Origin of the sequence: uncultured Algoriphagus sp., assembly GCF_963974835.1 — a bacterium.
Lineage (GTDB): Bacteria > Bacteroidota > Bacteroidia > Cytophagales > Cyclobacteriaceae > Algoriphagus.
Map to the genome: position 1 here is coordinate 475,199 of NZ_CAXBET010000001.1, position 25,750 is coordinate 500,948.

At 41.1% G+C, this 25,750-nt stretch carries 26 protein-coding genes; 22 read left to right on the forward strand and 4 right to left on the reverse strand.

Translation table 11 applies throughout. The features are described from left to right. Positions 1-96: 96 nt before the first annotated feature. The 11 genes from AACZ73_RS02200 (at position 97) to moaA (ending at position 8,518) form a co-directional block, all read left to right on the forward strand. Complete coding sequence (locus tag AACZ73_RS02200; RefSeq protein ID WP_339874992.1) at positions 97-687, forward strand: LemA family protein; 591 nt, start codon at positions 97-99, stop codon at positions 685-687. Positions 688-698: 11 nt separating this feature from the next. Further along, positions 699-1,136, forward strand: coding sequence for a TPM domain-containing protein (locus AACZ73_RS02205; RefSeq protein WP_339874993.1), 438 nt, complete (start codon positions 699-701; stop codon positions 1,134-1,136). After that, positions 1,114-1,920, forward strand: coding sequence for a TPM domain-containing protein (locus tag AACZ73_RS02210; protein WP_339874994.1), 807 nt, complete (start codon positions 1,114-1,116; stop codon positions 1,918-1,920). Before AACZ73_RS02205 ends, AACZ73_RS02210 begins: the two co-directional genes overlap by 23 nt. A gap of 171 nt (positions 1,921-2,091) precedes the next feature. After that, positions 2,092-3,267, forward strand: coding sequence for a gephyrin-like molybdotransferase Glp (glp, locus tag AACZ73_RS02215; RefSeq protein ID WP_339874996.1), 1,176 nt, complete (start codon positions 2,092-2,094; stop codon positions 3,265-3,267). 25 nt (positions 3,268-3,292) lie between these two features. Further along, entirely contained in the window at positions 3,293-3,877 is a 585-nt protein-coding gene (locus tag AACZ73_RS02220; RefSeq protein ID WP_339874998.1) for a molybdenum cofactor guanylyltransferase, read from the forward strand. Continuing rightward, the gene (gene cobA / locus AACZ73_RS02225) at positions 3,874-4,686 is read left to right on the forward strand and encodes a uroporphyrinogen-III C-methyltransferase (protein WP_339875000.1); all 813 of its coding nucleotides are present in this window, start codon (positions 3,874-3,876) and stop codon (positions 4,684-4,686) included. The genes AACZ73_RS02220 and cobA overlap by 4 nt, the downstream gene beginning before the upstream one ends. A 28-nt stretch (positions 4,687-4,714) precedes the next feature. After that, positions 4,715-4,951 carry a MoaD/ThiS family protein gene (locus tag AACZ73_RS02230; protein ID WP_339875002.1) on the forward strand — a complete coding sequence of 79 codons (237 nt, stop codon included), beginning with the start codon at positions 4,715-4,717 and terminating at the stop codon, positions 4,949-4,951. Beyond that, a complete protein-coding gene (locus AACZ73_RS02235; RefSeq protein ID WP_339875004.1) occupies positions 4,914-5,993 on the forward strand; it encodes a HesA/MoeB/ThiF family protein in 1,080 nt (359 codons plus the stop codon). The genes AACZ73_RS02230 and AACZ73_RS02235 overlap by 38 nt, the downstream gene beginning before the upstream one ends. Before the next feature lie 52 nt (positions 5,994-6,045). After that, positions 6,046-6,474 carry a molybdenum cofactor biosynthesis protein MoaE gene (locus tag AACZ73_RS02240; protein ID WP_339875006.1) on the forward strand — a complete coding sequence of 143 codons (429 nt, stop codon included), beginning with the start codon at positions 6,046-6,048 and terminating at the stop codon, positions 6,472-6,474. 129 nt (positions 6,475-6,603) lie between these two features. Beyond that, positions 6,604-7,521 carry a bifunctional molybdenum cofactor biosynthesis protein MoaC/MoaB gene (gene moaCB / locus AACZ73_RS02245; protein ID WP_339875007.1) on the forward strand — a complete coding sequence of 306 codons (918 nt, stop codon included), beginning with the start codon at positions 6,604-6,606 and terminating at the stop codon, positions 7,519-7,521. Continuing rightward, positions 7,505-8,518: a GTP 3',8-cyclase MoaA gene (moaA, locus tag AACZ73_RS02250; protein ID WP_339875009.1), complete on the forward strand. Its 1,014-nt coding sequence runs from the start codon at positions 7,505-7,507 to the stop codon at positions 8,516-8,518. The genes moaCB and moaA overlap by 17 nt, the downstream gene beginning before the upstream one ends. 13 nt (positions 8,519-8,531) lie before the next feature. Here moaA and AACZ73_RS02255 read toward each other — a convergent pair whose 3' ends face one another. Continuing rightward, complete coding sequence (locus AACZ73_RS02255; RefSeq protein WP_339875011.1) at positions 8,532-9,203, reverse strand: hypothetical protein; 672 nt, start codon at positions 9,201-9,203, stop codon at positions 8,532-8,534. Positions 9,204-9,461: 258 nt separating this feature from the next. Between AACZ73_RS02255 and AACZ73_RS02260 the strand changes: the two genes are divergently transcribed. The 7 genes from AACZ73_RS02260 (at position 9,462) to gldB (ending at position 17,119) form a co-directional block, all read left to right on the forward strand. Continuing rightward, a complete protein-coding gene (locus tag AACZ73_RS02260; protein WP_339875013.1) occupies positions 9,462-10,343 on the forward strand; it encodes an EboA domain-containing protein in 882 nt (293 codons plus the stop codon). A gap of 33 nt (positions 10,344-10,376) precedes the next feature. Beyond that, positions 10,377-11,288 carry a TatD family hydrolase gene (locus AACZ73_RS02265; RefSeq protein WP_339876328.1) on the forward strand — a complete coding sequence of 304 codons (912 nt, stop codon included), beginning with the start codon at positions 10,377-10,379 and terminating at the stop codon, positions 11,286-11,288. Positions 11,289-11,290: 2 nt separating this feature from the next. Continuing rightward, positions 11,291-12,205 carry a UbiA-like protein EboC gene (eboC, locus tag AACZ73_RS02270; protein WP_339875015.1) on the forward strand — a complete coding sequence of 305 codons (915 nt, stop codon included), beginning with the start codon at positions 11,291-11,293 and terminating at the stop codon, positions 12,203-12,205. Positions 12,206-12,273: 68 nt separating this feature from the next. Next, positions 12,274-13,428, forward strand: a complete 1,155-nt coding sequence (locus AACZ73_RS02275) for a 3-dehydroquinate synthase (RefSeq protein WP_339875017.1) — start codon at positions 12,274-12,276, stop codon at positions 13,426-13,428. Positions 13,429-13,452: 24 nt separating this feature from the next. Then, on the forward strand, positions 13,453-14,664 hold the full coding sequence (gene eboE, locus AACZ73_RS02280; protein ID WP_339875019.1) for a metabolite traffic protein EboE: 1,212 nt from the start codon (positions 13,453-13,455) through the stop codon (positions 14,662-14,664). Position 14,665: 1 nt separating this feature from the next. Continuing rightward, entirely contained in the window at positions 14,666-16,039 is a 1,374-nt protein-coding gene (locus AACZ73_RS02285; RefSeq protein WP_339875021.1) for a nucleotide pyrophosphatase/phosphodiesterase family protein, read from the forward strand. 66 nt (positions 16,040-16,105) lie between these two features. Then, entirely contained in the window at positions 16,106-17,119 is a 1,014-nt protein-coding gene (gldB, locus tag AACZ73_RS02290; protein WP_339875023.1) for a gliding motility lipoprotein GldB, read from the forward strand. A gap of 239 nt (positions 17,120-17,358) precedes the next feature. Here the strand turns inward: gldB and AACZ73_RS02295 are convergent, their stop codons facing one another. The 3 genes from AACZ73_RS02295 to nth are packed head-to-tail and all read right to left on the reverse strand — an operon-like array spanning position 17,359 to position 21,025. Next, positions 17,359-18,582: a glycosyltransferase family 4 protein gene (locus tag AACZ73_RS02295; protein ID WP_339875025.1), complete on the reverse strand. Its 1,224-nt coding sequence runs from the start codon at positions 18,580-18,582 to the stop codon at positions 17,359-17,361. Continuing rightward, positions 18,579-20,354: an asparagine synthase (glutamine-hydrolyzing) gene (gene asnB / locus AACZ73_RS02300; RefSeq protein WP_339875027.1), complete on the reverse strand. Its 1,776-nt coding sequence runs from the start codon at positions 20,352-20,354 to the stop codon at positions 18,579-18,581. Before asnB ends, AACZ73_RS02295 begins: the two co-directional genes overlap by 4 nt. Then, on the reverse strand, positions 20,354-21,025 hold the full coding sequence (nth, locus tag AACZ73_RS02305) for an endonuclease III (protein WP_339875028.1): 672 nt from the start codon (positions 21,023-21,025) through the stop codon (positions 20,354-20,356). Before nth ends, asnB begins: the two co-directional genes overlap by 1 nt. 333 nt (positions 21,026-21,358) lie before the next feature. Here nth and AACZ73_RS02310 point away from each other — a divergent pair, with 333 nt between their 5' ends. Genes AACZ73_RS02310 through AACZ73_RS02325 form a run of 4 tightly spaced genes read left to right on the forward strand, consistent with a single transcriptional unit; the run spans position 21,359 to position 25,720 of the window. Next, positions 21,359-22,471 (forward strand): P1 family peptidase, encoded by a 1,113-nt coding sequence (locus AACZ73_RS02310; RefSeq protein WP_339875030.1) that lies wholly within the window; start codon positions 21,359-21,361, stop codon positions 22,469-22,471. A 9-nt stretch (positions 22,472-22,480) separates the two neighbouring features. Beyond that, positions 22,481-24,475, forward strand: coding sequence for a heavy metal translocating P-type ATPase (locus AACZ73_RS02315; RefSeq protein ID WP_339875032.1), 1,995 nt, complete (start codon positions 22,481-22,483; stop codon positions 24,473-24,475). 48 nt (positions 24,476-24,523) lie between these two features. Then, positions 24,524-24,901, forward strand: coding sequence for a nuclear transport factor 2 family protein (locus tag AACZ73_RS02320; protein WP_339875034.1), 378 nt, complete (start codon positions 24,524-24,526; stop codon positions 24,899-24,901). A 60-nt stretch (positions 24,902-24,961) separates the two neighbouring features. Next, the gene (locus tag AACZ73_RS02325; RefSeq protein ID WP_339875036.1) at positions 24,962-25,720 is read left to right on the forward strand and encodes a DUF2490 domain-containing protein; all 759 of its coding nucleotides are present in this window, start codon (positions 24,962-24,964) and stop codon (positions 25,718-25,720) included. Positions 25,721-25,750: the final 30 nt, after the last annotated feature.

Sequence of the window (25,750 nt, forward strand, 5' to 3'; positions counted from 1 at the left end):
TAAAAGCGGTAATTTTGAGTAAAGGAAGGAGGATAACCAAACCTCTTAAACTTAAATACGTCAGTAATCAAGTTGCAAAAAATCAATTTATAAAAAATGAAAAAATTCTTAATCCCTATTGGTATCCTTCTGGTGCTTGGTATTTTTATTTATACGAAAGCAGTTGGGACTTACAACACTTTTGTCCAAAAAGAAGAAGTTATAAATGGCCAGTGGGCTGAAGTGGAGACTCAGTATCAAAGAAGATCTGATCTCATCCCTAACTTGGTAAACACAGTAAAAGGCTACGCGGATTTTGAACAGGAAACCTTAACCCAGGTGATTGAGGCCCGAGCTAAAGCTACTTCAGTAAATGTAGATGCTTCAACTCTTACCCCTGAGAAATTAGCAGAATTCCAAGGTGCCCAAGATCAACTTTCAGGAGCTTTAGGAAGATTATTGGTGAGTGTGGAGCGCTATCCTGAGTTGAAAGCCAATCAAAACTTCCTGGAACTACAGGCGCAATTAGAAGGTACTGAAAACAGAATTGCTGTGGCCAGAAGAAATTTCAATCAATCGGTACAGGATTACAACTCCAATCTCCGAACTTTCCCGAACAACATCTTTGCGGGCTGGTACGGATTTGAGCAAAAAGGTTATTTCGAAGCTTCCGAAGGAGCAGAGAATGCCCCTACTGTACAGTTTTAATCCTACTAATTATGGCTGAGAAATTATTCTCAACGGCAGACCGGGAGGCAATTATTGAGGCCATTCGGTCTGCTGAAGTATCTACATCCGGAGAAATTCAAGTTCATATCGAAAGCCGATGCAAAGGCGACGTGTTAAATCGGGCCATTGTGGTTTTTGATACACTTAAAATGCATCAGACAAAAGACAGAAATGGAGTGCTTTTCTATCTGGCTGTTGTTGATAAGCGTTTTGCAATCCTAGGTGACAAGGGTATCAACGATGTGGTGGCTGACCATTTCTGGGAAAATATTAAAGAACACATGGCCAGCTTATTTAAAAATGGCCAATTTACACAAGGTCTGATCGACGGAATACAAATGGCCGGCGAGCAACTTGGACAGCATTTCCCGTATCAGGGTGATTCAGACATAAACGAACTTCCTGATGAGATTTCTTTTGGATCTTAAGATTCCACCATTCCTTTTTCTTTTACTATTTATCAGTTTGGGACTTCAGGCTCAGGATTTTCCTCCTGCTCCGAATCCTCCAAAGCTTGTTAATGATTTCACAAATACCCTTTCCAGTGGAGAGGTGGCTCAGTTGGAAAGCAAATTGGTCGCTTACAATGACAGTACCTCCACTCAGATTGCGATTGTGATGATGCGATCTGTAGGACAATATGACATTTCGGATTATTCTTTTCGGCTTGCAGAATCCTGGGGAATCGGCGGTGCAGAAAATGATAATGGAATTTTGATTCTTGCAGCAATGGATGACCATAAGGTGTTTATTGCGACGGGTTATGGTCTGGAAGGAGCTGTACCAGATGCTTTGGCGAAACGAATTGTTGAAGATCTAATTGTGCCGAATTTTCGAAGGGAAGCCTATTATCAAGGGCTAAATGAGGCAACTGAAATGATTATCAAACTTGCTTCAGGAGAATATAAAGCGGAAGACATAGAGTCTGATGGAAATAGTGGTGGAGCTATCTTTATGATTCTTTTCTTCATAGTCATATTTGTCGTTCTCCCTCTGTTGCGAAATAGAAATGATAACAATAACCACATGGGAGGCAAAGGTGGTGGAGTCGATCTATGGACTACTATCATGTTAGCGAATATGCTCGGAGGCGGAAGAGGAAGTCGCGGTGGTGGCTTCGGTGGAGGAGGATTTGGTGGCGGCGGAGGCGGTGGATTTGGCGGCTTCGGCGGCGGAAGCTTCGGTGGTGGTGGAGCTGGCGGAAGCTGGTAAACTATATTCCTGATTATAGAAAAGACGCTTTCATTAGCGTTTTTTTTTGCGCTATAATTCCAAGAACTTGAACGTGTAATTATTTAGGATTCAGAAATTTTAAATAAATACGTAGTAAATTACGTATTTCTACGTATATATTCTTACTTTTAACTTAGAATTTGAATTAAAATGATTTCAGTTGAGGAAGCTTTAGAATTAATTAAAACGCATGCTGTCAAACTGCCTGCAGTGAAAATTTCCCTGAGAGACTCCTATGGTTGTTTTCTTGCAGATGAGATTTTGGCTCCAATCAGTTTGCCGCCTTTTCGGCAATCAGCGATGGATGGCTATGCTTTTAGAAGTGGAGCAATCAGTGAACTGGAGGTCATCGGGGAATGTAAGGCAGGTGATGCAAATGAGTTTAACTTAAAAGACAATCAGGCAGTACGGATCTTTACTGGAGCCAGAGTTCCGGACTCTGCTGATACAGTCGTCATTCAAGAGCATGTGGATGCAAATAATGGTAAAATCTCCATTCGTCAGTTCCCCGAAAAATTCACAAATGTGAGAGAAGTTGGCGAGCAGCTTCAGGCTGGTGAGCAAGTTCTACCTGCTGGCACAAAGGTTACTGAATCCATTATTGGCTTTTTGGCGGGCTTTGGAATCACCGAGGTTTTGGTCTATAACAAGCCGAAAGTTACGCTTATCGTAACTGGCAATGAACTTCAGGAAGCAGGTACGCCTCTGAGGCCCGGAGCCATTTATGAAAGCAATGCGATTATGCTTGAGTCAGCATTGAGGTCAAGAGGTTTTGATTCAGTGAGTATTTTAAAGGTCGAGGATGACTTGGAATCAACCAAAAAAATAATTGCCGAAGGGCTACATACAGATCTTTTGTTGATTTCAGGAGGAATTTCTGTTGGGGATTACGATTTTGTCAAAGAAGCACTGGAATACAATGGAGCAAAAGAGATTTTCTACAAAGTAAATCAAAAGCCAGGTAAGCCTCTTTGGTTTGGCAAGGCAGGCAATACGCTTGTGTTTGCACTACCTGGAAATCCAGCTTCCTCACTTACCAGCTTTCTGATTTATGCCCTTTCAGCATTAAAGATCATGTCGGGTAATCCTGATTTTGAGTTGAACTTCCAGACTGGAGTATTAAAACATCGAACATTCAACAAGTTTGGGAAGACTCTTTTCATACTTGGAACTGAGAAAAATGGGGAATTGGAAATCTATCCCAAGCAAGCATCCAGCATGTTAATCTCTTATGCGCTAGGCAATGCTATCGTGCTGGTTCCTGCGGAAAAAGAAATCCTTGAAGCGGGTGAAACGGTACTTTTTCTACCCATCAATAGAAATTAGAATTGCCTTGACTCATGTTATTGATATGAAAAATCCAGAAAACTTGACAGCCTACATCCTCTGCGGAGGGAAAAGCGTTCGAATGCAAGCTGAAAAAGGCTTGGTAACCTACAAAGGCAGGCCATTCATCCGCTGGATTATTGAGGCAATTATGCCAATCACTTCCAATATCATTTTGGTGACAAGTAATGGTGATTATAGTTTGGTGGGTTTGCCTATGATCGAGGATGTTTATGCAGATAAAGGGCCGGTGGGCGGAATTTTTACGGCGTTGAACCATAGCAAAACTGAGCTAAACTTGGTTCTCAGCTGCGATATACCCAAAATCAATACTGAACTGCTAAGCAAACTAACTGAAGAGTCAAGCATAAATGATTCATCCGTCACGTTTCTAAGCGATGGAAAGAATGATTATCCTTTAATTGGTGTTTATAAAAAAACTGCCTCAAAAACCTTCTCTGATGCTATTTCAGCTGACAAATTGAAACTTTGCTCACTTGTAAATTTGATCTCACATCAGAAAATCGTCATCAATTCCGACGAAAAGGCCCATGTTCAGAACATAAACAGTAAAGCCGAATTACTCTCACTCAACCTGCTAGACCAATGAACACACTCACAGGAAAATCACCGAAACTCACGCTCCTTGGCGCCGGTCCGGGCGACCCTGAGTTGCTGACATTGAAAGGCATAAATGCGTTGAAAGATGCAGATGTGGTACTCTATGATTCTCTTGTGAATGAGGAAATTCTAGCGCATGCCAATCGAGCTTTGCTGGTTTTTGTAGGGAAAAGAAAAGGGAATCACAGCCATACACAAGACGAGATCAATGAGCTGATTGTTGATTATTCCATGGAATTTGGTCATGTAGTACGTGTAAAAGGAGGCGATCCATTTGTTTTTGGGAGAGGAAAAGAGGAAGAAATTTATGCTTTGGAAAAAGGTATAGAAGTCGAAGTCATCCCAGGTATTTCTTCCAGTGTGGCAGTACCTGCTTCGGTGGGGATACCTGTAACCAGCCGGGGTGTGGCAGAAAGTTTTTGGGTGATCACGGGCACCACAAGCGATAGAGAGCTATCTAAAGATCTTCTTCTAGCAGCACAATCATCTGCGACAGTCGTAGTACTGATGGGTATGAGCAAGCTTGCCGAGATCGTTGCCATTTACACGGGTTTGGGTAAAGCTGATTTGCCTGTCGCAATAATCCAGGATGGAACAAAAATAGCCCAAAAGGAAGTGGTGGGCACCATTCAAAACATATTGGAAATCAGCCAGAATCAAGGTATAAAAGCCCCCGCAGTGATCGTAATCGGCGAAGTGGTTCATCTAGCCCGGGTGAAAAAACAACTGCAAGAAGATTGGGTTCTGGAGGATGAATTTATTTTTCAAAACCTTAATACCTTGCCCTTTAGTAATTAATCCCAGCGATCTGTATTAACTTGAAGATATGATTACAGTAAATTATTTTGGAAATATAGCGGAGGCGGCACAAGGTGACTCTGAAACGATAGACCAGAAGTCTATGAGTTTGGAGGGGCTATTGAATTTGCTGGATTCCAAGTACGACATTAGAAAATTCCAGTTCCAGATAGCTATTAATCGTAAAATTGTATCGAAGGATCAGGCACTGATTATTTCGGATACAGATGAAGTTGCACTTCTTCCACCATTTGCAGGAGGTTAAGATGGAGAGATTCCAGAGACAGATGATCCTTCCGGGAATCGGAATTTCCGGGCAGCAAAAGTTAAAATCCAGTAGTGTGCTTATGGTAGGAGCTGGAGGATTGGGTTGTGCCGCTTTACCTTATCTCGCTGCCTCTGGAATAGGCAAGATCGGAATTATCGATGGAGATAGAATTGAAGAGTCAAACCTGCATCGGCAAGTCTTATACGCTGCTGAGCAAATCGGTCTTTACAAAGTTAAAGAGGCGGCAGATGCTGTTATTAAAAAAAATCCAGGCCTGGAAGTTCTAGTTTATGAGGAGTTTTTGACTGCCAAAAATGCTGCTGAAATCTTTTCTGGATTTGATCTGGTCATCGATGCGACGGATAACTTGTTTATTCGATACGTCATCGACGACACTTGCATTGCCTGTGAAAAACCTTTCGTATATGGTTCCATCCATCAATTTCAAGGACAGGTTTCCGTTTTCAATTTCGAAGGTGGGCCGAGTTATAGAGATATTTTTCCGGAGGAAAATAAATCTGTACAGAATTGTGCAGAGGCAGGAGTTTTAGGTACGACGGTTGGTTTGATTGGAATGCTCCAGGCAAATGAAGCCATGAAAATCATTTTGGGAATTGGAGAGGTGCTTTCCGGCAAACTTCTCATTTACAATTTGCTGAACAATACACAGCAAGTATTTGAATTTGGTAATGTCTCCAAGCCAAAAAAGCCTCATATTTCTGAATCATTTGAAATGATTTCAGCTGAGGAAGCATTATTAGGGAAAGCAGTTTTACTCGATGTTCGTGAGCAAGGGGAAATGCCCCAGGTAATTCTAGATAATGTCAAACACTTACCGCTTTCCATTTTGGAAAAGGAATTGGAAAGCTTGGATAGAAGTGCGGAATTTCGAATCTTCTGCCAATCTGGAGTTAGGAGTAGAAAAGCAGCTGACTTGCTATCGCAAAAGGGATTTGGGAAGTTAAAGTTAATTCGCGGAGGGGCGAAGGATTTGCTGGATGAATACCGCAGACGAAAGGCAGAAAAGGCGTCATTTTAAATATTTTGCAATTGCTACTGCGTTTTAGGCTGATAGGATAATTGAAAAACACATGAAAAAAGTATTTCTTGAGGGAGCCATTTCCCCTGAATTTATAGCAGATTCTATTGCGAAGCACCAAGGCAAGCATAGTATTGGTGCCCATAATATTTTCTTGGGTCAGGTTCGCGCAGATGAAGTCGGTGATAATAAAGTGGTAGCTATAGAATATACCGCATATGAGGAAATGGCAAATGAAAAGCTTCATGAAATCCGAGAAGCGGCTTTCGAGAAATTCAATTTGACATGCCTACACATTTACCATAGTCTGGGTAAAGTGGACGTAGGAGAAATTTGCATTTTCGTGTTCGTCTCCTCACCGAGAAGGAAGCAGGTCTATGAAGCCACAGAATGGCTCGTGAATCAAGTGAAAGAGCATGTTCCAATCTTCGGCAAGGAGATTCTTGATAATGCCGATCATCAGTGGAAGGTAAATAGCTGAAAAATTTAAACAGCTAAAGTCCAAATTCTGAAAAGGGATTGGATAGATTGGTAGTAAACAGATCTAGTGTCATCCTGAGCGAAGTCGAAGGAAATTCTTACTTGATACTAGTAGAGATTAAAATTAGAAATGGTAGATATCACACATAAAGTAACCACGCTTCGTACTGCAAAAGCTCAGGCTATAGTACATGTGAGTTCGGAAGAGACCATTGCTGCGGTAGTAGAAAATAGAGTACCAAAAGGCAATGTGTTTGAAATGGCGAAAGTGGCGGGACTTTTCGCAGTGAAAAATACCCATATCACTATTCCTGATTGTCATCCGCTACCTGTGGAGTATACAGCGGTGGAATATGAGATTAAAGGGCTTGAAATCCGGATTTACATCACTGTGAAGACTGTGTATAAAACCGGAGTGGAAGTGGAAGCCATGCATGGAGCTTCTGTGATTGCTTTGACGATGTACGATATGCTGAAGCCGATCGATAAGGGAATTGTTATCCGCGAGATCGGGTTGGTAGAGAAGACTGGTGGAAAATCAAGTTTCAAAGACAAAAACCCCAAACTCATTTCGGCGGCGGTGGTTGTTTGTTCAGATTCTGTTTCTAAAGGAATCAAAGAAGATAAAGCTGGAAAAGTGGTTGTGGATAAGTTGAAAACACATGGGGTAAACGTGACTTCGTATGAGGTGATTCCTGATGAATTGGAGCTGATTAGAGCGAGAACTTTTGAGCTTACAGAAAGTAACCAATTGGTGATTTTCACAGGTGGAACTGGACTCTCCAAAAGAGACGTCACACCCGAAGCCTTGGAGCCGATATTGGAACGTAGAATTCCGGGTGTGGAAGAAGCCATTCGCAGTTATGGACAGAAGATTATGCCATTTGCAATGCTTTCAAGATCCATAGCAGGAACTATTGGTGACAGTATAGTCTTGGCTTTGCCCGGATCAACTAATGGAGCAAAGGAATCGATGGATGCGATTTTCCCACATGTGCTACATGTATTTAAAATATTAAAAGGAGCAAATCATGACCCATTCGGGTAATATACAGGAACTAAAAGATCGATTTGGGCGAGTCCACAATTACTTGAGGATATCGCTTATCGAGAAGTGCAATCTGCGCTGCAGCTACTGTATGCCCGCCGAAGGAATCCCATTGAGTCCAAAAGCTCATCTCATGAATGCCGAAGAAATTTTGGAGTTTGCCAGGATCTTTGTGGGATTGGGAGTGAATAAAATTCGTCTCACTGGTGGAGAACCTCTTCTTCGAAAGGATATAGGCGTAATTCTCGAAGGCCTTTCAAAAATGCCAGTGGAAATTTCCCTCACTACCAATGGCTTACTAGTTGACAGACATGTGGATAACTTCCAAAGACTTGGAATCAAAAAAATCAATTTCAGCCTGGACACATTGAAAGAGGCCCGCTTTCAGGAGCTGACAAGAAGAACTGGTTTTCAGAAAACTCTTGACAATTTTGAATTATTGCATGACAATGATTTCGATCTAAAGATCAACGCTGTTCTAATCAAAGGAGTCAATGACGATGAGCTAGTGGATTTGGTAAATATGACGAAGGATTACAAGGTTTCAGTTCGCTTTATAGAATTTATGCCTTTTGATGGGAATAGCTGGGACAGGTCTAAGATGGTTTCTGAGAAAGAAGTGCTGGATCAACTCGGCGCTTATTACGGAGCAGATAGAATTTTATCTCTTCCCAACGAAGCTAATTTCACAGCCAGAAAATTTAAAATTCAAGGATATAAAGGCGACTTTGGAATTATTTCTTCGGTGACCAATCCCTTCTGCGGTACCTGCAACAGGATTCGCTTAACAGCAAATGGCCGCATTAAAAACTGTCTTTTTTCCAACCAAGAAACTGACCTGCTTGCTGCTATGCGTGCTGGTGAAAATGTGGAAAAACTGATTTTGGAATCTATTCTCAATAAAAAGGACGTCCGTGCCGGCATGGACAGTATGGAGAAATTATCTGACCCAGCACTTCATTCTGATAACAGAAGTATGATTGCTATCGGGGGCTGATAGGTTTTTGCACTTAATGATTCTGCGCCATTTGACCTCCCAAACTTGCGGCCTTCAGACTCTTTATTTTTTTGCTAACTAAGTAAATGTAAGTCAGGTCTGTAAAAAAAATCAGTAATCCCATATAGAGAATTAGTTCATGCACTCCCCCTGCAGTTTTAGATCCTATTATACCAAACAGAATGGTAGTTGAAAATGTACCGATACACTTTGGGATGGCAATAAGTAAGGATTGACCTTTTAAATCCATTCGACGGAAATACATTCGCACAAATAGGAATGACATTAGAAAGTTAATGAAGTAACCTACATAAAGAGCTCCATTAACTATTCCAAGGTAAAGGAATGCAAAGTGTTGAATGATAAAACACACTACAAGAAACGCAATTGCCTGAGCAAAAAAGACGGTTTTACTTACGCTTACCTCGGCATAGCCATACTTTAGGTAAGTGTATAATATGCCTGTATCAAGAAGCACCCAAAAGCAATTAACATAAGTGGATACGTGGGAGCCAAAAACCAGGTAACCTTGATAGGTATAATAAATCTCCCAAGTAAAATTAAGTGCGAGGGTGATAAAGGGAATCCCATAAGATTTATCCCGAAATCCAATTCGTAGTGCCTCAATATATGCTATGATCCACCCAAGACCACAGAGGCCAATAAAAAAGGAACTTACGCTCATACCAATTTATTCATACACGATTTATCATCAAGGGAATGGATGCGTTAACAAGTCTATAATTAGCTTATCCTCCCAAAAGTCTTAAATAATTAATTCAAATCAGAATTTCTAATAGTCATTTTAAAGAAAAGTGATTTTCGTCATATCAGGCACTTTTTCCTACCGTTGAGCATTATGTAACTGGATATTCTGGTAGATTTCAGCGAATTTTAACGAATAAAGCAAAGTTGACGCAAGGCCCTAAACGGCAACTCGATTATGAAAAATCAATTAACAAGCTTTCTAACCCAATTGCTTGAATCATCACCCAGTAAGAAAGGATTAGATTGGCTAAATAACCAAGTAGACAAAATAACTTCTGAAGGAAGTCCTTCCAAGTTTTTTCTCTCTTTCAGCCAAGCTTCCCGATTCTTCAAAAAAGATAAACTCAAGCTTTCATCTGCTTCCGTAGCACATGCAAATGATCTGGTAGTGGGCTTTCAGCCTGAACATTGGGATGAGTTGCAGACCGCGAGAACGGTATTGATGCTAAGTTATCCACAGGAGAAAGACGCTTGGTTTGCTGCGATAAACCAGCTTTTTGAAACGGCAGATATGTACGAGCACCAGGCACTTTACGCAGCTTTACCGCTTATGCCTTTTCAGGAAGATTTAATTCCTAGAGCTATTGATGGTTTGCGAACAAATATCTCTTTGGTATTTGATGCAATTGCATTGAATAATCCTTTTCCGGCGAAATATTTCCCCGAAGCCAATTGGAATCAAATGGTACTAAAAGCAATTTTCATGCAGCGCCCACTATATAGAATTCAAGGATTAGAGGAGCGAAGAAACCTAGCCTTGGCGGCGATTGCCAGGGATTTTGCTCATGAGCGCTGGGCAGCAGGCAGAGATGTGATGCCAGAAATATGGAGACTGGTCGCTCCCTTTGTCAATGAAATGTATTTAGAGGATCTGAAGAAAACTTTGGCAACCGGAGATGGTCTTCAAGTGAAAGCTGCTCTTTTAACACTTAGGGAATCTGCTTACGAAAAGGCAGGAGAACTGCTAGAATCTTACCCGGATCAAGTTGCTACGCTCGATATGGAAGCTCTTGCTTGGGAAAGCATCGGCTCGGAGTTTCAGCTAACTCGGGTATAATCACTAATTTTACAATCCGCTAATTTAAATTCGATCACCATGTATATAGACCCACATATCCACGTCGTATCCCGTACAACCGATGACTATGAAGCCATGCAGAAAGCTGGGATAGTTGCAGTCATCGAGCCAGCATTCTGGTTAGGGCAGCCAAGAACGGAAGTTGGGAGTTTCAAAGATTATTTCAGCACACTCGTAGGCTGGGAGCGTTTTCGAGCCAGTCAATTCGGTATTGTGCATTACTGCACGATGGGATTGAACTCTAAGGAGGCAAATAACGAACCGCTAGCGGAGCAGGTGATGGAATTACTTCCGCTATATGTGGGAAAAGAAGGTGTGGTTGCAATCGGGGAAATCGGATATGATGACCAGACAGAAGCTGAGGATAAGTTCTATAGACTTCAGTTGGAACTGGCAAAAGAAGTAGACCTACCTGTACTTATCCACACTCCGCACCGAGATAAAAGAAAGGGTACAATTCGCAGTATGGATGTATCCGAAGAGCATGGATTAGACCCTAAAATGGTACTTGTGGATCATAACAATGAGGAGACGGTAAAGGAAGTTTTGGATCGGGGCTATTATGCAGGATTTACCATTTATCCACATACTAAAATGGGTTCCGAGCGTATGGTTGAAATTGTGAAGCAATATGGTCCTGAGCGAATAATCGTCAATTCAGCCGCAGATTGGGGGATTTCAGATCCTTTGGCTGTGCCAAAAACTGCTGATCTGATGCGCAAATCTGGTATCCCAGAAGAGCATATCAAGATGGTTACTTATCAAAATGCTTTGACTGCTTTTGGTCAAAGTGGACAAATGGATGAGCAAGACTGGCTGAACGCTGCCCCACTAGATCAAACCAAAAAAATGAGTGGCAATTCCGTTCTTCGTGGTGGACAAACGCCAAGAGTAGAAGGTTCATCTGATTTTGTAGAGAATTAATTATGGGTTCTTCCCGCCTTTTTGCTTACCTCCAACTCACCCGTCCTGCAAACGTAGTTACTGCCATCGCTGATATTTGGGCGGGCGTAGCTGTAGCTGGGGCCTGGGCATATATTACTGTGGGTGAGAATTCAGTTTCACAAGAAATACTTCTAAATCTTATTTGGCTCTCAATAAGTACCATTGGGTTATATGGAGGAGGAGTCGCTTTCAATGACGTTTTCGATGCTGAGCTGGATGCCATAGAAAGGCCGGAAAGACCTATTCCAAGTGGAAGAGTAAGTAAATCCTCCGCTGCATGGATGTCATTTATATTACTTGTTATAGGAGTTTTAGCCGCAGCACAAGTAAACTTGGTATCTGCGGGAATAGCCTTGACCGTTGCAGTCTTAGCTGTATTATACGATTACTGGGGAAAGCATCAAAATCTCCTGGGTCCAATAAATATGGGACTTTGCCGCACTGGCAACTTGCTTTTGGGTGTCAGTATTGCTCCTGAATTATTATCTACTTTTTGGCCTTTAGGTCTGATCCCACTAATATTTGTAGCCGCGATTACCATGATCAGCCGTGGTGAAGTTCATGGAAAAAACAGGAATGCGTTGTACGGAGGGCTGACCATGTACATCGTTGTGATCTTGGTTATTGGAGCAATGCCCTTTGTCCACGGAACTGCACCTTGGGAAGTATTCCCTTTCTTAGCGCTGCTTAGCTATATGATTTTCCCGCCTTTGATCAAAGCTATCCGTAGCCAAAACCCAAAACTCATAGGCAAATCCGTAAAAGCTGCCGTTATTTCCTTAATTATTGTAAATGCATCTCTTGCTGCTGCTTTCGCAGGATGGCAGATTGGAATAATTGTATTATTGTTGCTGCCAATTTCCCTTTGGCTAGCCAAAAAATTCGCAGTTACCTGACAAAGAACTAAAAAAGGCTCGGAATTGTATTATTCCAACAAACAGCCTAAGCCCATACCCTGTTGATTATGAATACGATTATAGAACAGTCATTTTCAGTACCCTTTAAATATCAAGTCTGTTTTTCAGAGGATATTTTCTCCTTAGATAATAAGCTATTCACCGAATTACTTGCGAACGGGCGACATGCCAAGGTTCTTTTCGTAGTAGACGAAGGTGTGAGTCAGGCTCATCCACAATTGCTATCTCAGCTAAAGGCTTACGCGCATGTTTATTCAGAATTCTTCACAATTGCCGGAGAGCCCATAGTGGTTTCTGGCGGAGAGGCAGCTAAAAATGACGAGGCATATTATAAAGAAATCGTCGAAGCTACTCACGTATACGGGATTGATAGGCATTCTTACATTGCCGTAATCGGGGGCGGAGCTGTGATAGATATGGTTGGTTTTGCTGCTGCTATTTCACATCGGGGTATTCGCCTGATCCGGATTCCTACTACAGTTCTTTCGCAGAATGACTCTGCAGTTGGTGTGAAAAACTCCGTAAATCTATTTGGCAAAAAGAATTATCTAGGGACATTTACTCCTCCTTACGCAGTTCTAAACGACTTCAATTTCCTAAAAACGCTCGACGATAGAGACTGGAGATCCGGAATTTCTGAAGCCATCAAAGTAGCTTTGATCAAGGATTTGAGCTTTTTCAACTGGATTGAAGATAATTCATCAGCTCTTGCTTCAAGGGAAATGGAGCCTATGAAGGAGCTGATCATTCGGTGCGCTCAGATGCATTTGGATCACATTTCCGGAAAAGATCCTTTTGAGTTTGGCTCATCCCGTCCATTGGATTTTGGACATTGGGCAGCTCACAAGCTAGAGCATTTGACTGATTTTAGAATTCGTCATGGTGAAGCAGTGGCAATCGGAATTGCCTTGGATTCTACCTATTCTCACTTGAAAGGTTGGATTTCGGAAGATGATCTTTCCCGTATTATCACAGTATTTAAGACCTTGGGATTCGAGCTTTTTGCTCCGGAATTAGGCGGAGAAAATCTAATCAAAGGTTTACAGGAATTTCAGGAGCATCTAGGCGGCCAACTCACAATCATGCTTTTAAAAGCATTGGGTAAAGGCGAAGAAGTACATGAAATGGATCACGATCTAATCTACCAAGCCATAGATTTACTCAAGAGCTATAATCAAACACAAAATTTGGTCACCAATTAACTCTATACAAAATCATCTTTATTCATGGAAGTCAAAGGGTTTCACCTCACATATTGCAGCAATATTCACCCCGGAGAAAGCTGGGAGGCTACATTTGAAAACCTGAAGAAATATATTTCTGAGGTAAAAGATCGATTAAATGTAGATCAACCATTTGGAATAGGTTTACGACTTTCTCACGAAGCAAGTCTTGTTCTTGAAAAAGCTAAGCAACTCACAGAGTTCAAGAATTGGCTGAAAAGTGAAAATGCTTATGTTTTCACTTTAAATGGCTTTCCATACGGAGATTTTCACAGAACTACCGTAAAAGACCAAGTTCATTTTCCTGATTGGACTACAACAGATCGAAGAGATTATACCATAAGATCATTCAAAATTTTAGCAGAGCTATTGCCCGACGGAATGGATGGAGGTATCTCCACTTCCCCTATTTCCTATAGACATTGGTTCAAGTCAGAATCAGCATTGAAGGCTGGAATGGAAACAGCTACCCAGCATTTACTGGAAGTTGTCGCAGAATTGATTGATATCAAAAATCTAACAGGAAAGTCTCTTCATTTGGATATTGAGCCGGAACCCGATGGAATTTTAGAGAATTCAGATGAGATGGTTTGGCTATTTTCGGATTGGTTGCTACCAATTGGGAAGCCTTGGCTTGCTGAGAAATTGAATATTTCAGAAGAAAAAGCTGAAGAAGTTTTGAAAGACCACATTCAGGTCTGCTACGACGTCTGTCACTTCGCCATAGTATATGAAAAGCCTGCTGATACTTTTTCCAAATTTGAAAAAGCCGGAATCAAGATCGGTAAGATTCAAATTTCAGCCGCTTTAGAAGCTTTAATACCTGAAGAACCGCAGGCAAGAGATTTGGTCAAGGTCAAGCTATTACCATTTGAGGAATCTACTTATCTACATCAAGTAGTAGCAAGGAAGAAAGACGGCAGTTTGCAGTCCTATTCAGATCTACCTGAAGCACTGAAAATATTAGATAATACAAATGAAGAAGAATGGAGAATCCATTTTCACGTTCCCGTCTTTTTAGATAATTATGGAGCTCTAGCCTCCACACAGGATCAAATTTCAATTGTACTCAATGAAATTTTAAAAGATCCTTCTCTAACAAATCACTTGGAGGTAGAAACTTATACTTGGGAAGTTTTGCCAGAGGATACACGCCTAAGCTTAGGAGAATCAATCTCAAGAGAGCTCGCTTGGGTAATCGAAAAACTGAATTAAAATGAAGAAGACAGTCGTCTTAGATATAGTAGCACTTTCCCCTCGGGTTATTGGGGAGCATACACCATTTTTAAAAAAGTGGATTGAAAAAGGTAAACGAGCAGTGGTTGAGCCAGTTTTGCCAGCCGTTACTTGCTCTGCTCAATCCGTTTATCTTACTGGCAAAATGCCAAATGAGAATGGAATTGTAGGTAACGGGTGGTACTTTCAAGACGAGTGCGAAATCAAATTTTGGCGTCAGTCTAATAAATTGGTTCAATCACCAAAAATCTGGGAGGTTCTAAAAAAAGAGAACCCAGACTTCACAGTTGCCAATATGTTTTGGTGGTATAATATGTACTCCAGTGTGGACTACGCTGTGACTCCAAGGCCGCTTTACCTCGCGGATGGAAGAAAAGAGCCGGATTGTCATTCCCAGCCAATGGAATTGCGCGATCGGCTTCAGAAAGAATTGGGACAATTTCCCCTATTCTCTTTTTGGGGACCTAATGCCAATATTGCCTCCAGTAAATGGATTTCTGAAGCTTCTAAGAAGGTAGATGAATGGCACAACCCAACTTTAAACCTGATCTATATTCCGCATTTGGATTATTCCCTTCAGAAATATGGGATTGATTTTGACAAGATCGGGAAGTACTTAAAGGAAGTCGATGAGCTTTGTGAGGACCTGATCACCTACTTCGAAAAGCAAGGAACTCAGGTGATTTTGCTTTCAGAATATGCGATTACCACAGTGAGCAAACCTGTTCATTTAAATAGAATTTTTAGGAAGCAGGGATGGATTCAGGTAAAAGATGAGCAGGGATTAGAGACATTAGATGCAGGAACTTCCAAAGTTTTTGCCGTGGCTGATCATCAGGTGGCCCATGTGCACGTAAATGATCTCAGCTTATTGCCGCAAGTGAAAAAGCTGCTGGAAGAAATTCCAGGAGTAGAATTGGTGCTGGATGAAGATGGGAAAAAGCAGCATTACATAGACCACGAGCGCTCCGGGGATTTGGTGGTGATGGCCGATAAAGAATCTTGGTTTACCTATTATTTTTGGTTGGACGATGCGAAGGCTCCGGACTATGCCCGCTGTGTGGATATTCACAAAAAACCAGGTTATGATCCAGTGGAGTTGATTTTGAATCCAGATATAAAAATCCCTATGCTTACTGTAGGATCAAAAGTCCTGAAAAAAAAGCTTGGGTTCCGATATTTGATGGATGTGATTCCCTTGGATGCAACTTTGGTGAAAGGTGCCCATGGTAGATTGAGCGAAGAAGATGCAGATAAGCCTTTGCTAGTTTCCCAGGACAAAAATTTGCTGAATTCCCAAACCATTCAGCCTACAGATGTCTATAACTTAATTCTGAAAGCAGTCAGGGAATAATAGCCAGAAAAGTATTTCGTTGAGTCTGTTACCGTTTCAATTGCTAATTTTGAAAAAAAATCATTCATGCGAATTTCCAGCTCTCGATTTCTATACCTTCCTTTTCTGCTGATTTTGGCATTCGCCTGCGGCAAAAAAAATGAAAGTTGCGAACTATCTCCGGAAATCCTTGATCAGAATCTCACGGTCAAAATAAAGAGATTGGAACAGGACTTTTTTGGTGCAGAATCAATTGAAGAGTTCAAATTTCTGTTTGAAGAAAATCCAGAATTTACAAAGGAATATCTTCAGATGGATCTATATGGAAGCAGTGATAGTCTAGCTTTTGAATTATTGGCAATCCATCAAGATTCATCGATGAGGGTGCTTTTCGACTCTGTGGAAGTAGCATTCAATGATTTCTCCGATGTAGAAAAAGATCTGGAAAATGCCTTTAAAGCTATCAAATACTATTTCCCACAATTTAAGGTGCCGAAAGTGTATACTTTCGTTTCAGGATTCAATTCTGACCTAATTGTCACTGACGACTTAATCGTAATTGGCTTGGATTATTTCCTGCCCCCCACACATACTTTCCAGCCAGAATTGCCAAGATACATGGCTGTGCGTTATGATCGGCCTTACATAGTTGCTATGATAGTAATGGCGATTTCTGCAAGATTCAATGAGACAAATCCACAGGACAGCCGATTACTCGCAGAGATGATCTATTATGGAAAATCCTACCATTTCACCAAAGCCATTATGCCGTGTATCTCAGACCAATATATTATTGGCTATACACCAGAAGCGATTCGTGAAAGTTTTGAAAACGAGGAGTTGATATGGTCACACTTCGTGGAAAATGAATTGTTATACGAGACAAATCCTTTTGAAATCAGAAAATATGTAGGGGAAGCTCCGTTCACAGATGCTATCAGCACGAAAGCTCCTGGAAGATTGGGAAGATGGTTGGGATGGAATATTGTAGATGATTATCAGTTCAATCAAGATGTACCCTTGGATGTATTGATGGCAGAACCAGATGCAGAGAAAATTTTTAGAGAATCTGGATACAGACCAAGAAAGCCAAATGAATAAAGCTTCTATATCCCTATAAAATAAAAAGCGAGTCTAGAATTAGACTCGCTTTTTCAATAAACCCTATACTATTACTATGGTACTATTTTAATCTATTGATATCGTTCTTTTACTAAAAAGACCAGTTACAAATCCTAGTTTCAAATGAATTTTAGCATGATTTGAGAAAGATTTAAATCATGCTTTACTGATTTTTTACTTTTGAATAGTCTTAACCAATCCAATTCCAAAAAGTTTTGTCATCCTGTCAAAATAATGAATTCATTTTGAGAATTTAATTGATTCTTTCCGGGTGATATCACCTGTATCAAATGAGAAACTGCCTGTGCTTTGGTAAAGTACTGCTCGGCCAACAATCGGGAGTTTACACCCATTTTTATCAATTTTTCCGGATAATTTTCTAATACTTCCAGCTTCGCAAAAGCTGAATCAATTTTAGAAGGAAGGCAAGAAATCCCAAGCTGATGGGTTTTCACCAAATCGTAAACCCAGCCTTTGTGATTTACCAAAATTGGTTTCCCCGCAGCTAAAGCATCAAAAAATTTATTAGGGCTGTTGGTTTTCAATACTGGCAAATGTGCAAAAGAAATCCAGGCAAAATCAGCGAGACTTAACACTTCGTTTACTTTTTCTTTTGACCCAAATGGAATAAAATGAACATTGGCAAGTGACTTCTGAATTGCTATTTGTCTGAGCTGAGGATCATGGCTTCCTTGCCCCATTATTAGAAACTGCCAATTCTTTCCATTATCCTGTGCCTTTTTTGCCAAATCTAAAAGCTCGTTCACCGCATTAACCTGACCCAAAGCTCCAGTATAGGCAATGGTTAGCGTATTGGTCAGTTTGTATTTTTGAAGTAGAGCTTGATTTTTTTTCATTGGAAAAAACATCTCCAAATCCGAGAAGTTTGAGATTAAGTGAATTTTCTGGCTTGGAGTGACTTTCCGCAAATGGTCTGCAATTCCCGGAGAAAGTGCCACCAAACTCATGGCACGCTGGTAAATCTTTTTCTCCAGTCTTTTCAAACTGCTCTTCAACAATGAATTTTTAATCGCTCCAACTTCAATCGGTGCCTGTGGCCAGAGATCACGAACTTCAAAAATATATGGAATCGCCAAGCTCTTTTTTGCCCAAAGCCCAAGCAATCCTGTTGTAAGCGGAGTAGAAGTAACATATAGAAGGTCCGGTCTAGGTAGTTTCTTTATCAGTTTTTTAGCTTGGCGCACATAGCTTGAGAAAGCCCAAACACGCCTAAAAAATCCAAATTTCTGTTCGTACGTAACTGGCAAATAGTGCACCTTAATTCCCTCAATCCATCGCTGATCATAGCCAGAATTACAACCCCCAGCAATCATTTCTACCTCATGACCTGCATCCACCAATCCTTTAGCCAAATGATAAGAGCGCACAGCGCCACCTTCAGCTGGAGTTTTGAAATATTGATGGATGTAGATTATCCTCATAGCTTATGCAATTTCACCCATTCTGCGAGAAGAAACAGATTATAAAGCGTTAAAAAATGAGCTTTAGTTCCAAGCTCAGGTTTGGCAGCCAGTGCTCTCATTCTTTCTGGAAAATCCTGGCCATGAGTTTTTTCGAAGGACTTGATGGAATCGAAAACCCGTTTTGCAAACTCTCCATTTTCTGCAAACCACTCTTTCAAAGGCAATCCAAAGCCCATTTTCTTTCGCTCAGAAATCCATGATAAATCCAACTCATTCAGAAACTGTCGAATCCAAGGCTTCCCTTTAAGTAATTTCTCATCACTTACGTTTCTCCACAGTGCTATCATGGAAGCATCCAAATAAGGAGATCTTCCTTCGATACTATGTGCCATCAAGGCATTATCCTGAATCTTCAGCACATCCTGCACTAAATAGACTTGTCTGTCAAAATCTAGCATTTGAGGATAAAGAGGGAGATTTTTGTCAAAAATCCTATCGTAATCCTCTCCTAATTCTTCAGGAATATTTTCTAAACCTGAGAAATTGAGAAAGGTCTTCTGTGGACTTGGATCGATTGCTGATATGAATTTTTGGTAGCTTCTTCCTAGAGGGATTTTTCCAAAAATCCCCTTAAATCTTAACAGCAATTCTTTCCTCTTCTGGTAAATATCAAACGCCCTATGCCGCTGATATCCTCCCCAAAGCTCATCTGCACCTCCCCCTGAAATCAATACTTTCACCGACTTCTTCGCTTCCTTTCCTATCATCCAATTTAAAAAACCAGCTGAATCTCCAATTGGCTGATCTACACTTTTCAGATAATCCTCCCAATTTTCCCAAAAGATCTTTTGATCAATTTCCACCAGCTTATGATTAGAAGGGAATTGCTTTACAAAGCGTCTTGCAAAGTCGGCATCAGCATATTTCTTTCGATATGTCTGTTCCACCTGGATTGTATAAGAAGGCAAAGGCAATCCGGTTTCCTTATACCAAAGCGCATACAATAAAGAGCTATCTGCCCCTCCACTTAGCTGAATTCCAACAGGAACATCAGCATGGAATTGATTCAAAACTGCGTCAGTAAGCGTCTCTTGGAAAGCTTCATAAGTAGATTTGTTGTCAATTTTTTTCTCATCTGGAATAGTATTCCAATGAAAAGCAGAATGACTCAAAAGCTTGCTATACTGATTTGGCTTCCATTCATTAATACCCTTAAAAAATGTATTTCCAGGGAGAGGTGCCCTCAGGAAGAAATAAGGAGCTAACTGTCTCGTTTCAAATTCCGAATTCTTTAACGTTAGTATGCTTTGGCATTCGGAGGAAACAATCAGGGTATCTGGATTTTGAGCATAATAAAGAGGCTTTTCCCCATTTTTATCTCGTGCGATAAGGACAGATCTCTCAGTCAAATCCACATAAATCAATGCAAACATGCCATGGAGTTTCTCCAGACCTTTTTCAGCAAAAACCCGGATTGTATGCAACACAACTTCGGTATCTGAATGAGTGATAAAAGTAATTCCCATCTGGATGAGCAGATTACGGATTTCCTGATAATTATAGAGTTCTCCATTCCAAATCAGTAGAAAACGTCCATCAGGAGACCAAAAAGGTTGATCAGCTTCCGCTCCTGTGTGTAGAATTTTCAGCCGATTCACTCCAAGCCAAAGTCCCGGCCAAGGACTAAAACTTCCTTGCTGATCAGGTCCACGGTGAAGGCTTTGCTGAAGCATGCCATTAATCGACTCCTCACTTCCTCCCTTACCCCAAATCAGATGAATCCCACACATTAATTTTCTATTTCTACCTTACTGAGCTTCATGTGAGTTTTCTCAAAATACCTGCATAAATGAGTCAAAGTGCATTCTTCACACTTTGGACGACGCGCCAGACAAATGTATCGACCATGCAAAATCAGCCAGTGATGTGCGATATGTACATATTCTTTAGGAATGTGCCGGATAAGTTGCTTCTCCACTTCCAATGGAGTTTTGGCAGTTTGGGAGACTAAGCCGAGCCTTTTTGAAACTCGGAAAACGTGTGTATCCACAGCCATATTTGGCTGATTCCAAACAACTGAAGTGATCACGTTGGCCGTCTTCCGACCCACTCCAGGTAACTTGATCAACTCCGGTACGGTGGAAGGAACCTCACCTCCAAAATCCTCCATCAACATTTTCCCCAAACCCAACAAATGCTTGGTTTTATTATTCGGGTAAGACACCGTCTTGATGTAAGGAAAAAGCTCATCAAAATTGGAAGCTGCCAAAAACTCCGGCCCTGGGAATTTCTCAAATAAGGCCGGCGTCACCATATTAATCCGCTTATCAGTGCATTGAGCAGAAAGAACTACAGCACATAAAAGCTGAAAAGGATTTTCATACTGAAGTTCAGTTTCAGCAATGGGCATATTCTCACGGAAGTGATTGATGATGGCTTCGTATCGTTCTTTTTTCAGCATTTTTATTCTTTTTTTAACCGCAGAGGAATACTGAGATTTACGCGGAGAGCACTATAATAAAGTGTAACTTTAAACTAAATTGATGCAATACTAGTGAATTTGAGATCACATTATAAGTCAGAATAAGCGATGTCGAAGTCTAACTCTCAACTATCCTCTGAGCGGAATGCTAATTTATAAGATGCTCGGACCAATCCCATTTTTGTAAAGAAATAGGTTTAATAATATTCTCAAATAATGAGAATACGCTATAAATCGCTGTTTTAGCCAGATTGATAGCCATGGTAATTTTTTGGTGAAGACATAAAGTTTAAATTCGGGAAACCACTAGCTATGCAACACCTCAAAACCTTATTTGTCCTTTTCTTTTTATCGACTTCTATTGCTTTTTCCCAAGAGAGACCACGCGAAAAAGGGATCATATTTGGAGTACTTCCAACTGGTGCATTGAATGCCATCACCGACGTGCCGGGTGTAAAAGTAGGGCATTTCACCAAAAATAAAGGCGACAATATTCGAACAGGAGTTACTGCTATTTTACCCCACAGCGGTAATATTTTTCAGCAAAAAGTCCCCGCGGCTATTTACGTGGGAAATGGATTTGGCAAGCTTGCTGGAGTGACCCAGGTACAGGAACTTGGGAATATTGAGACTCCTATTATTCTCACAAACACACTAAGTGTGGCCGCTGGAATCGAGGGAACAGTTCGATATTCTCTGGAGCAAAATGAAAATGCCCAATCGGTGAATGCTGTCGTCGGCGAAACAAATGATGGCTACCTGAATGATATTCGTGGAATGCATATTTCTCCTGAAGAAGTCATCCAAACTATCAAATCTGCTCAATCTGGCAAAGTCGAAGAAGGAAATGTGGGGGCTGGTACAGGTAATGTTTGCTTTGGGTGGAAAGGGGGAATTGGAACTGCCTCGAGAAAACTACCTGAAAGCCTAGGGGGCTATACTGTCGGCATTTTAGTCCAAACCAATTTTGGAGGAAACCTGCAAATAGATGGAGTTGCCGTCGGCGAAAAAATGGGTAAGTATCCGTTTCGGGACGCGATGGAAAAATCGGATGGAAGCTGCATGATAGTTGTGGCTACTGACGCTCCTGTATTAGATAGAAATTTGGAACGAATGGCAAAACGTTCCATGATGGGCTTGGCTAAAACCGGAGGAATCGCTTCCAATGGATCTGGAGATTATGTGGTAGCTTTTAGCACCGCTGAGGGACTTCGGATTCCATATTCAGCTAAATCGGGAACGTTGGAAAATGCCGAATTCATTCGAAATGACGATATGAGTTCCTTATTTATGGCAGTGATCGAAGCTACAGAAGAGGCGATTATAAACTCCTTATTTGCTGCTGAAACAATGGAAGGAAAGGACGGACATCGCGTGGAGCAATTACCAATCGATCAGGTGATGAAGCTGATGAAAGAAAATTAAACCAAAAACATGGGGAGTATTGATCAGAAAAACCATTTGGAAGCAACTCACAAAGATTGCTGCGCCGTGGATGAACAGGTAAATCATGAGCATTCCCAAGATGATGGGCATGATCACGATCACTCTGCGCCTGCGGGAGAGAGCATGCTGAGATTCTTTGCCCCTGCGATTTTTTCTTTCGTGGTCATGATGCTAGGTCTAGGTTTTGACTATGTTTTTCCACAGGATTGGTTCCAAGGATGGGTACGGTTTGGTTGGTATTTAGTAGCCTATTTACCTGTTGGTTTACCAGTATTGAAAGAAGCCTGGGGAAGTATTCTGAAAGGTGATATTTTCTCTGAATTCCTGCTGATGGGTATTGCAACAGTAGGTGCATTCGCAATAGGAGAATACCCCGAAGGTGTGGCGGTAATGCTATTTTATTCTGTTGGGGAAGTATTTCAGGCCATGGCAGTCACCCGGGCAAAGACCAACATCAAAACGCTACTTGATCAGCGACCGGATGAGGTGACGATTTTGGAAGGGAATTCTACCAAAACAATCAAAGCTGCCAATGCCAAGATTGGCGATATCATCCAATTGAAAGCTGGAGAAAAACTTGGCTTGGACGGAGAGCTACTGTCTGAGAAAGCCTCATTTAATACCTCTGCTTTGACTGGAGAGAGCATTCCTACCTCCAAAGAAAAAGGAGCCGAAGTCTTAGCCGGGATGGTTAATTTGAATACTGTTTCGCAGGTCAAAGTGACTACAGCGTACACCGATAGCAAGCTTTCGAGAATCCTGGAATTGGTGCAAAATGCAACTGCCCAAAAAGCTCCTACTGAACTTTTCATCCGAAAATTCGCCAAAATCTATACTCCAATTGTAGTTTTTCTGGCGATTGGAATTTGCTTTCTTCCCTTCCTATTTGTGGACAATTATGAATTCAGTGATTGGCTCTATCGTGCACTGATTTTCTTGGTAATTTCCTGCCCTTGTGGATTAGTAATCAGTATTCCCCTAGGATACTTTGGAGGAATCGGTGCTGCGAGTAAAAATGGCATTCTGTTCAAAGGGAGTAATTTTCTGGACAGCATTGCTCAGATCAGTCAGGTAGTGATGGACAAAACCGGAACGATGACTGAAGGTGTTTTTGATGTGCAAGAAGTCCATCTTCAGCCTGATTTCCTTGATTCTAGAATTCTTGATTTTGCCAATGCCTTGGAAGGCAAAAGCACCCACCCAATTGCTACAGCCATTAAAAAACACGTAGGCGAGATTGATTCCAGCATTATTTTGGAAAATGTAGAAGAGATTGCTGGACATGGGTTGAAAGCTCAGGTAGAAGGCAAGGAATTACTAGTCGGGAATTTCAAATTGATGGATAAATATTCTATTCCTTATACCATCCATCCTTCCGGTATAGTTTACACCTTGGTGGCAATTGCCTATGATGTAAAATTTGCTGGCTATTTGACCATAGCAGATAGTATAAAGGCCGATGCTCAGCACACGATAACTCAACTGAAATCTATGGGAGTCGGAATCACGATGCTTAGTGGGGATAAAAGCAATGTGGTCAAGTTTGTCGCAGACAAATTAGGCATCCCAAATTCATTTGGAGATTTACTTCCTGAAGATAAAGTAGACAAAGTCAAAGAGATCAAAGCTCAAAAAGGAACTGTTGCATTCATTGGAGATGGAGTAAATGATGCTCCCGTTGTTGCCATTTCTGATGTAGGAATAGCGATGGGAGGCTTGGGAAGCGATGCTACAATTGAGACTGCGGATGTGGTGATTCAGGATGATAAGCCGAGCAAAATTCCAATGGCAATTTCTATTGGGAAAAAAACCAAGAGAATTGTCTGGCAGAATATAGGATTCGCTTTTGGGATCAAAGTTATCGTGCTGATTCTCGGGGCCATAGGAATGGCTACCATGTGGGCCGCTGTTTTTGCAGATGTGGGAGTGGCATTATTGGCAATTTTGAATGCGATTAGAATTCAGAAAATGAAGTTTGATTGAAAAAGTAGGATATAGTGTGCCGGATGACCGGTGAAAATTAACTTAACAATGAACTCCTCTAAAAATAAAGAGAACGCAATCGATTTTTATAAGACTGCCTATGAAGGTAATCCACGTAAAGCTGTAGAGTTATTCGCAGGCGCCGAGTACATTCAACACAATCCTGCAGTGGGTGATGGAAAAGAAGAGTTCATCGCATACTTCGAGGGAATGCAAAGAGAATATCCAGACAAGTCAATCGAATTCGTCAGAGCAATAGCTGAAGGCGATTTAGTCGCATTACATACACATCAAATTTGGCCTGAAAATGATCAGTATGTGACCATGGACTTTTTCAGATTTGACGAGGCTGGTAAAATCGTCGAACATTGGGATGCCATCCAACAGATTCCTGAAACTTCTGCCAACGGCAACACGATGTATTAGTCTTTACTATTTACTTATTTCTGATCTATTTCACCTAAAATTGCAGCTTAATCAGCCTACGTGAAAGCATTTACCTTCGCCGCTATTTTCATATTATTAAGTTTTTGGCCAAAATTAGTTTTAGCCCAAAAGGATGTTACTCCTCAACAATTCATTTGGTATGGATATTTCCTTACAGTACCATTGGATGAAAATTGGTTTGTGGTAGCGGAGATTCAGGAGCGACATTTCGTTCACCCTTTTGCGCAGCATCAATGGTCTCTAAGAAGCCACCTTCACAGAAAATTGGGCGAAAGTGGTTGGGAAGCATCTGCTGGTTTTGCGGCTTTTTTTCAAAGTCCTAATAATCCGAATTCTGGATTGGATTTGGTGGAGCCTGAGCTGAGACCGCACATAGAATTGGCATATAAGCAAAAGCTAGGAAAACTAACGTTTGACCATAGATACAGAGCAGAGGCCCGCTATTTCCATAATCTAAACTTAGATGAAACAGAATTAGCAGATGGCTATTTTTTTGGAGGATTTAGAATTCGATATCGAATATTGGCATCCTATCCAATCTGGAAAATAAATGAGGAGAAGTCATTACGATTGGTTGTTGGAGATGAAATAATGCTTCAGGCTGGCAAAAAAGTGATTTATGCCTTCGACCAAAATCGACTGATTGCCGGGCTGGGTATAAATCTTTCATCGGCTATAAATATGGAAGCAACGTACCAAAAGTGGATCAATCAACGTCAAACGGGAGGATATTACAATCGTGATATCCTTCGATTTACCGTAAATCAGCGTCTGGGAATGAATAAGAAACGGGTCTGATACAAATAGTTTCCTTCTTTCCACTTATCA

Excerpts from the sequence above, each read along its gene's own strand:
- moaCB (WP_339875007.1), top strand. The coding sequence starts at position 6,604 with ATGGTAGATATCACACATAAAGTAACCACGCTTCGTACTGCAAAAGCT.
- AACZ73_RS02260 (WP_339875013.1), top strand. The coding sequence starts at position 9,462 with ATGAAAAATCAATTAACAAGCTTTCTAACCCAATTGCTTGAATCATCA.
- glp (WP_339874996.1), top strand. The coding sequence starts at position 2,092 with ATGATTTCAGTTGAGGAAGCTTTAGAATTAATTAAAACGCATGCTGTC.
- AACZ73_RS02285 (WP_339875021.1), top strand. The coding sequence starts at position 14,666 with ATGAAGAAGACAGTCGTCTTAGATATAGTAGCACTTTCCCCTCGGGTT.
- AACZ73_RS02255 (WP_339875011.1), bottom strand. The coding sequence starts at position 9,203 with ATGAGCGTAAGTTCCTTTTTTATTGGCCTCTGTGGTCTTGGGTGGATC.
- AACZ73_RS02240 (WP_339875006.1), top strand. The coding sequence starts at position 6,046 with ATGAAAAAAGTATTTCTTGAGGGAGCCATTTCCCCTGAATTTATAGCA.
- AACZ73_RS02235 (WP_339875004.1), top strand. The coding sequence starts at position 4,914 with ATGAAGTTGCACTTCTTCCACCATTTGCAGGAGGTTAAGATGGAGAGA.
- AACZ73_RS02275 (WP_339875017.1), top strand. The coding sequence starts at position 12,274 with ATGAATACGATTATAGAACAGTCATTTTCAGTACCCTTTAAATATCAA.
- AACZ73_RS02220 (WP_339874998.1), top strand. The coding sequence starts at position 3,293 with ATGAAAAATCCAGAAAACTTGACAGCCTACATCCTCTGCGGAGGGAAA.
- AACZ73_RS02200 (WP_339874992.1), top strand. The coding sequence starts at position 97 with ATGAAAAAATTCTTAATCCCTATTGGTATCCTTCTGGTGCTTGGTATT.
- eboC (WP_339875015.1), top strand. The coding sequence starts at position 11,291 with ATGGGTTCTTCCCGCCTTTTTGCTTACCTCCAACTCACCCGTCCTGCA.
- AACZ73_RS02210 (WP_339874994.1), top strand. The coding sequence starts at position 1,114 with ATGAGATTTCTTTTGGATCTTAAGATTCCACCATTCCTTTTTCTTTTA.
- moaA (WP_339875009.1), top strand. The coding sequence starts at position 7,505 with ATGACCCATTCGGGTAATATACAGGAACTAAAAGATCGATTTGGGCGA.
- asnB (WP_339875027.1), bottom strand. The coding sequence starts at position 20,354 with ATGTGTGGGATTCATCTGATTTGGGGTAAGGGAGGAAGTGAGGAGTCG.
- gldB (WP_339875023.1), top strand. The coding sequence starts at position 16,106 with ATGCGAATTTCCAGCTCTCGATTTCTATACCTTCCTTTTCTGCTGATT.
- AACZ73_RS02310 (WP_339875030.1), top strand. The coding sequence starts at position 21,359 with ATGCAACACCTCAAAACCTTATTTGTCCTTTTCTTTTTATCGACTTCT.
- AACZ73_RS02320 (WP_339875034.1), top strand. The coding sequence starts at position 24,524 with ATGAACTCCTCTAAAAATAAAGAGAACGCAATCGATTTTTATAAGACT.
- cobA (WP_339875000.1), top strand. The coding sequence starts at position 3,874 with ATGAACACACTCACAGGAAAATCACCGAAACTCACGCTCCTTGGCGCC.
- AACZ73_RS02205 (WP_339874993.1), top strand. The coding sequence starts at position 699 with ATGGCTGAGAAATTATTCTCAACGGCAGACCGGGAGGCAATTATTGAG.
- nth (WP_339875028.1), bottom strand. The coding sequence starts at position 21,025 with ATGCTGAAAAAAGAACGATACGAAGCCATCATCAATCACTTCCGTGAG.
- AACZ73_RS02230 (WP_339875002.1), top strand. The coding sequence starts at position 4,715 with ATGATTACAGTAAATTATTTTGGAAATATAGCGGAGGCGGCACAAGGT.
- eboE (WP_339875019.1), top strand. The coding sequence starts at position 13,453 with ATGGAAGTCAAAGGGTTTCACCTCACATATTGCAGCAATATTCACCCC.
- AACZ73_RS02315 (WP_339875032.1), top strand. The coding sequence starts at position 22,481 with ATGGGGAGTATTGATCAGAAAAACCATTTGGAAGCAACTCACAAAGAT.
- AACZ73_RS02295 (WP_339875025.1), bottom strand. The coding sequence starts at position 18,582 with ATGAGGATAATCTACATCCATCAATATTTCAAAACTCCAGCTGAAGGT.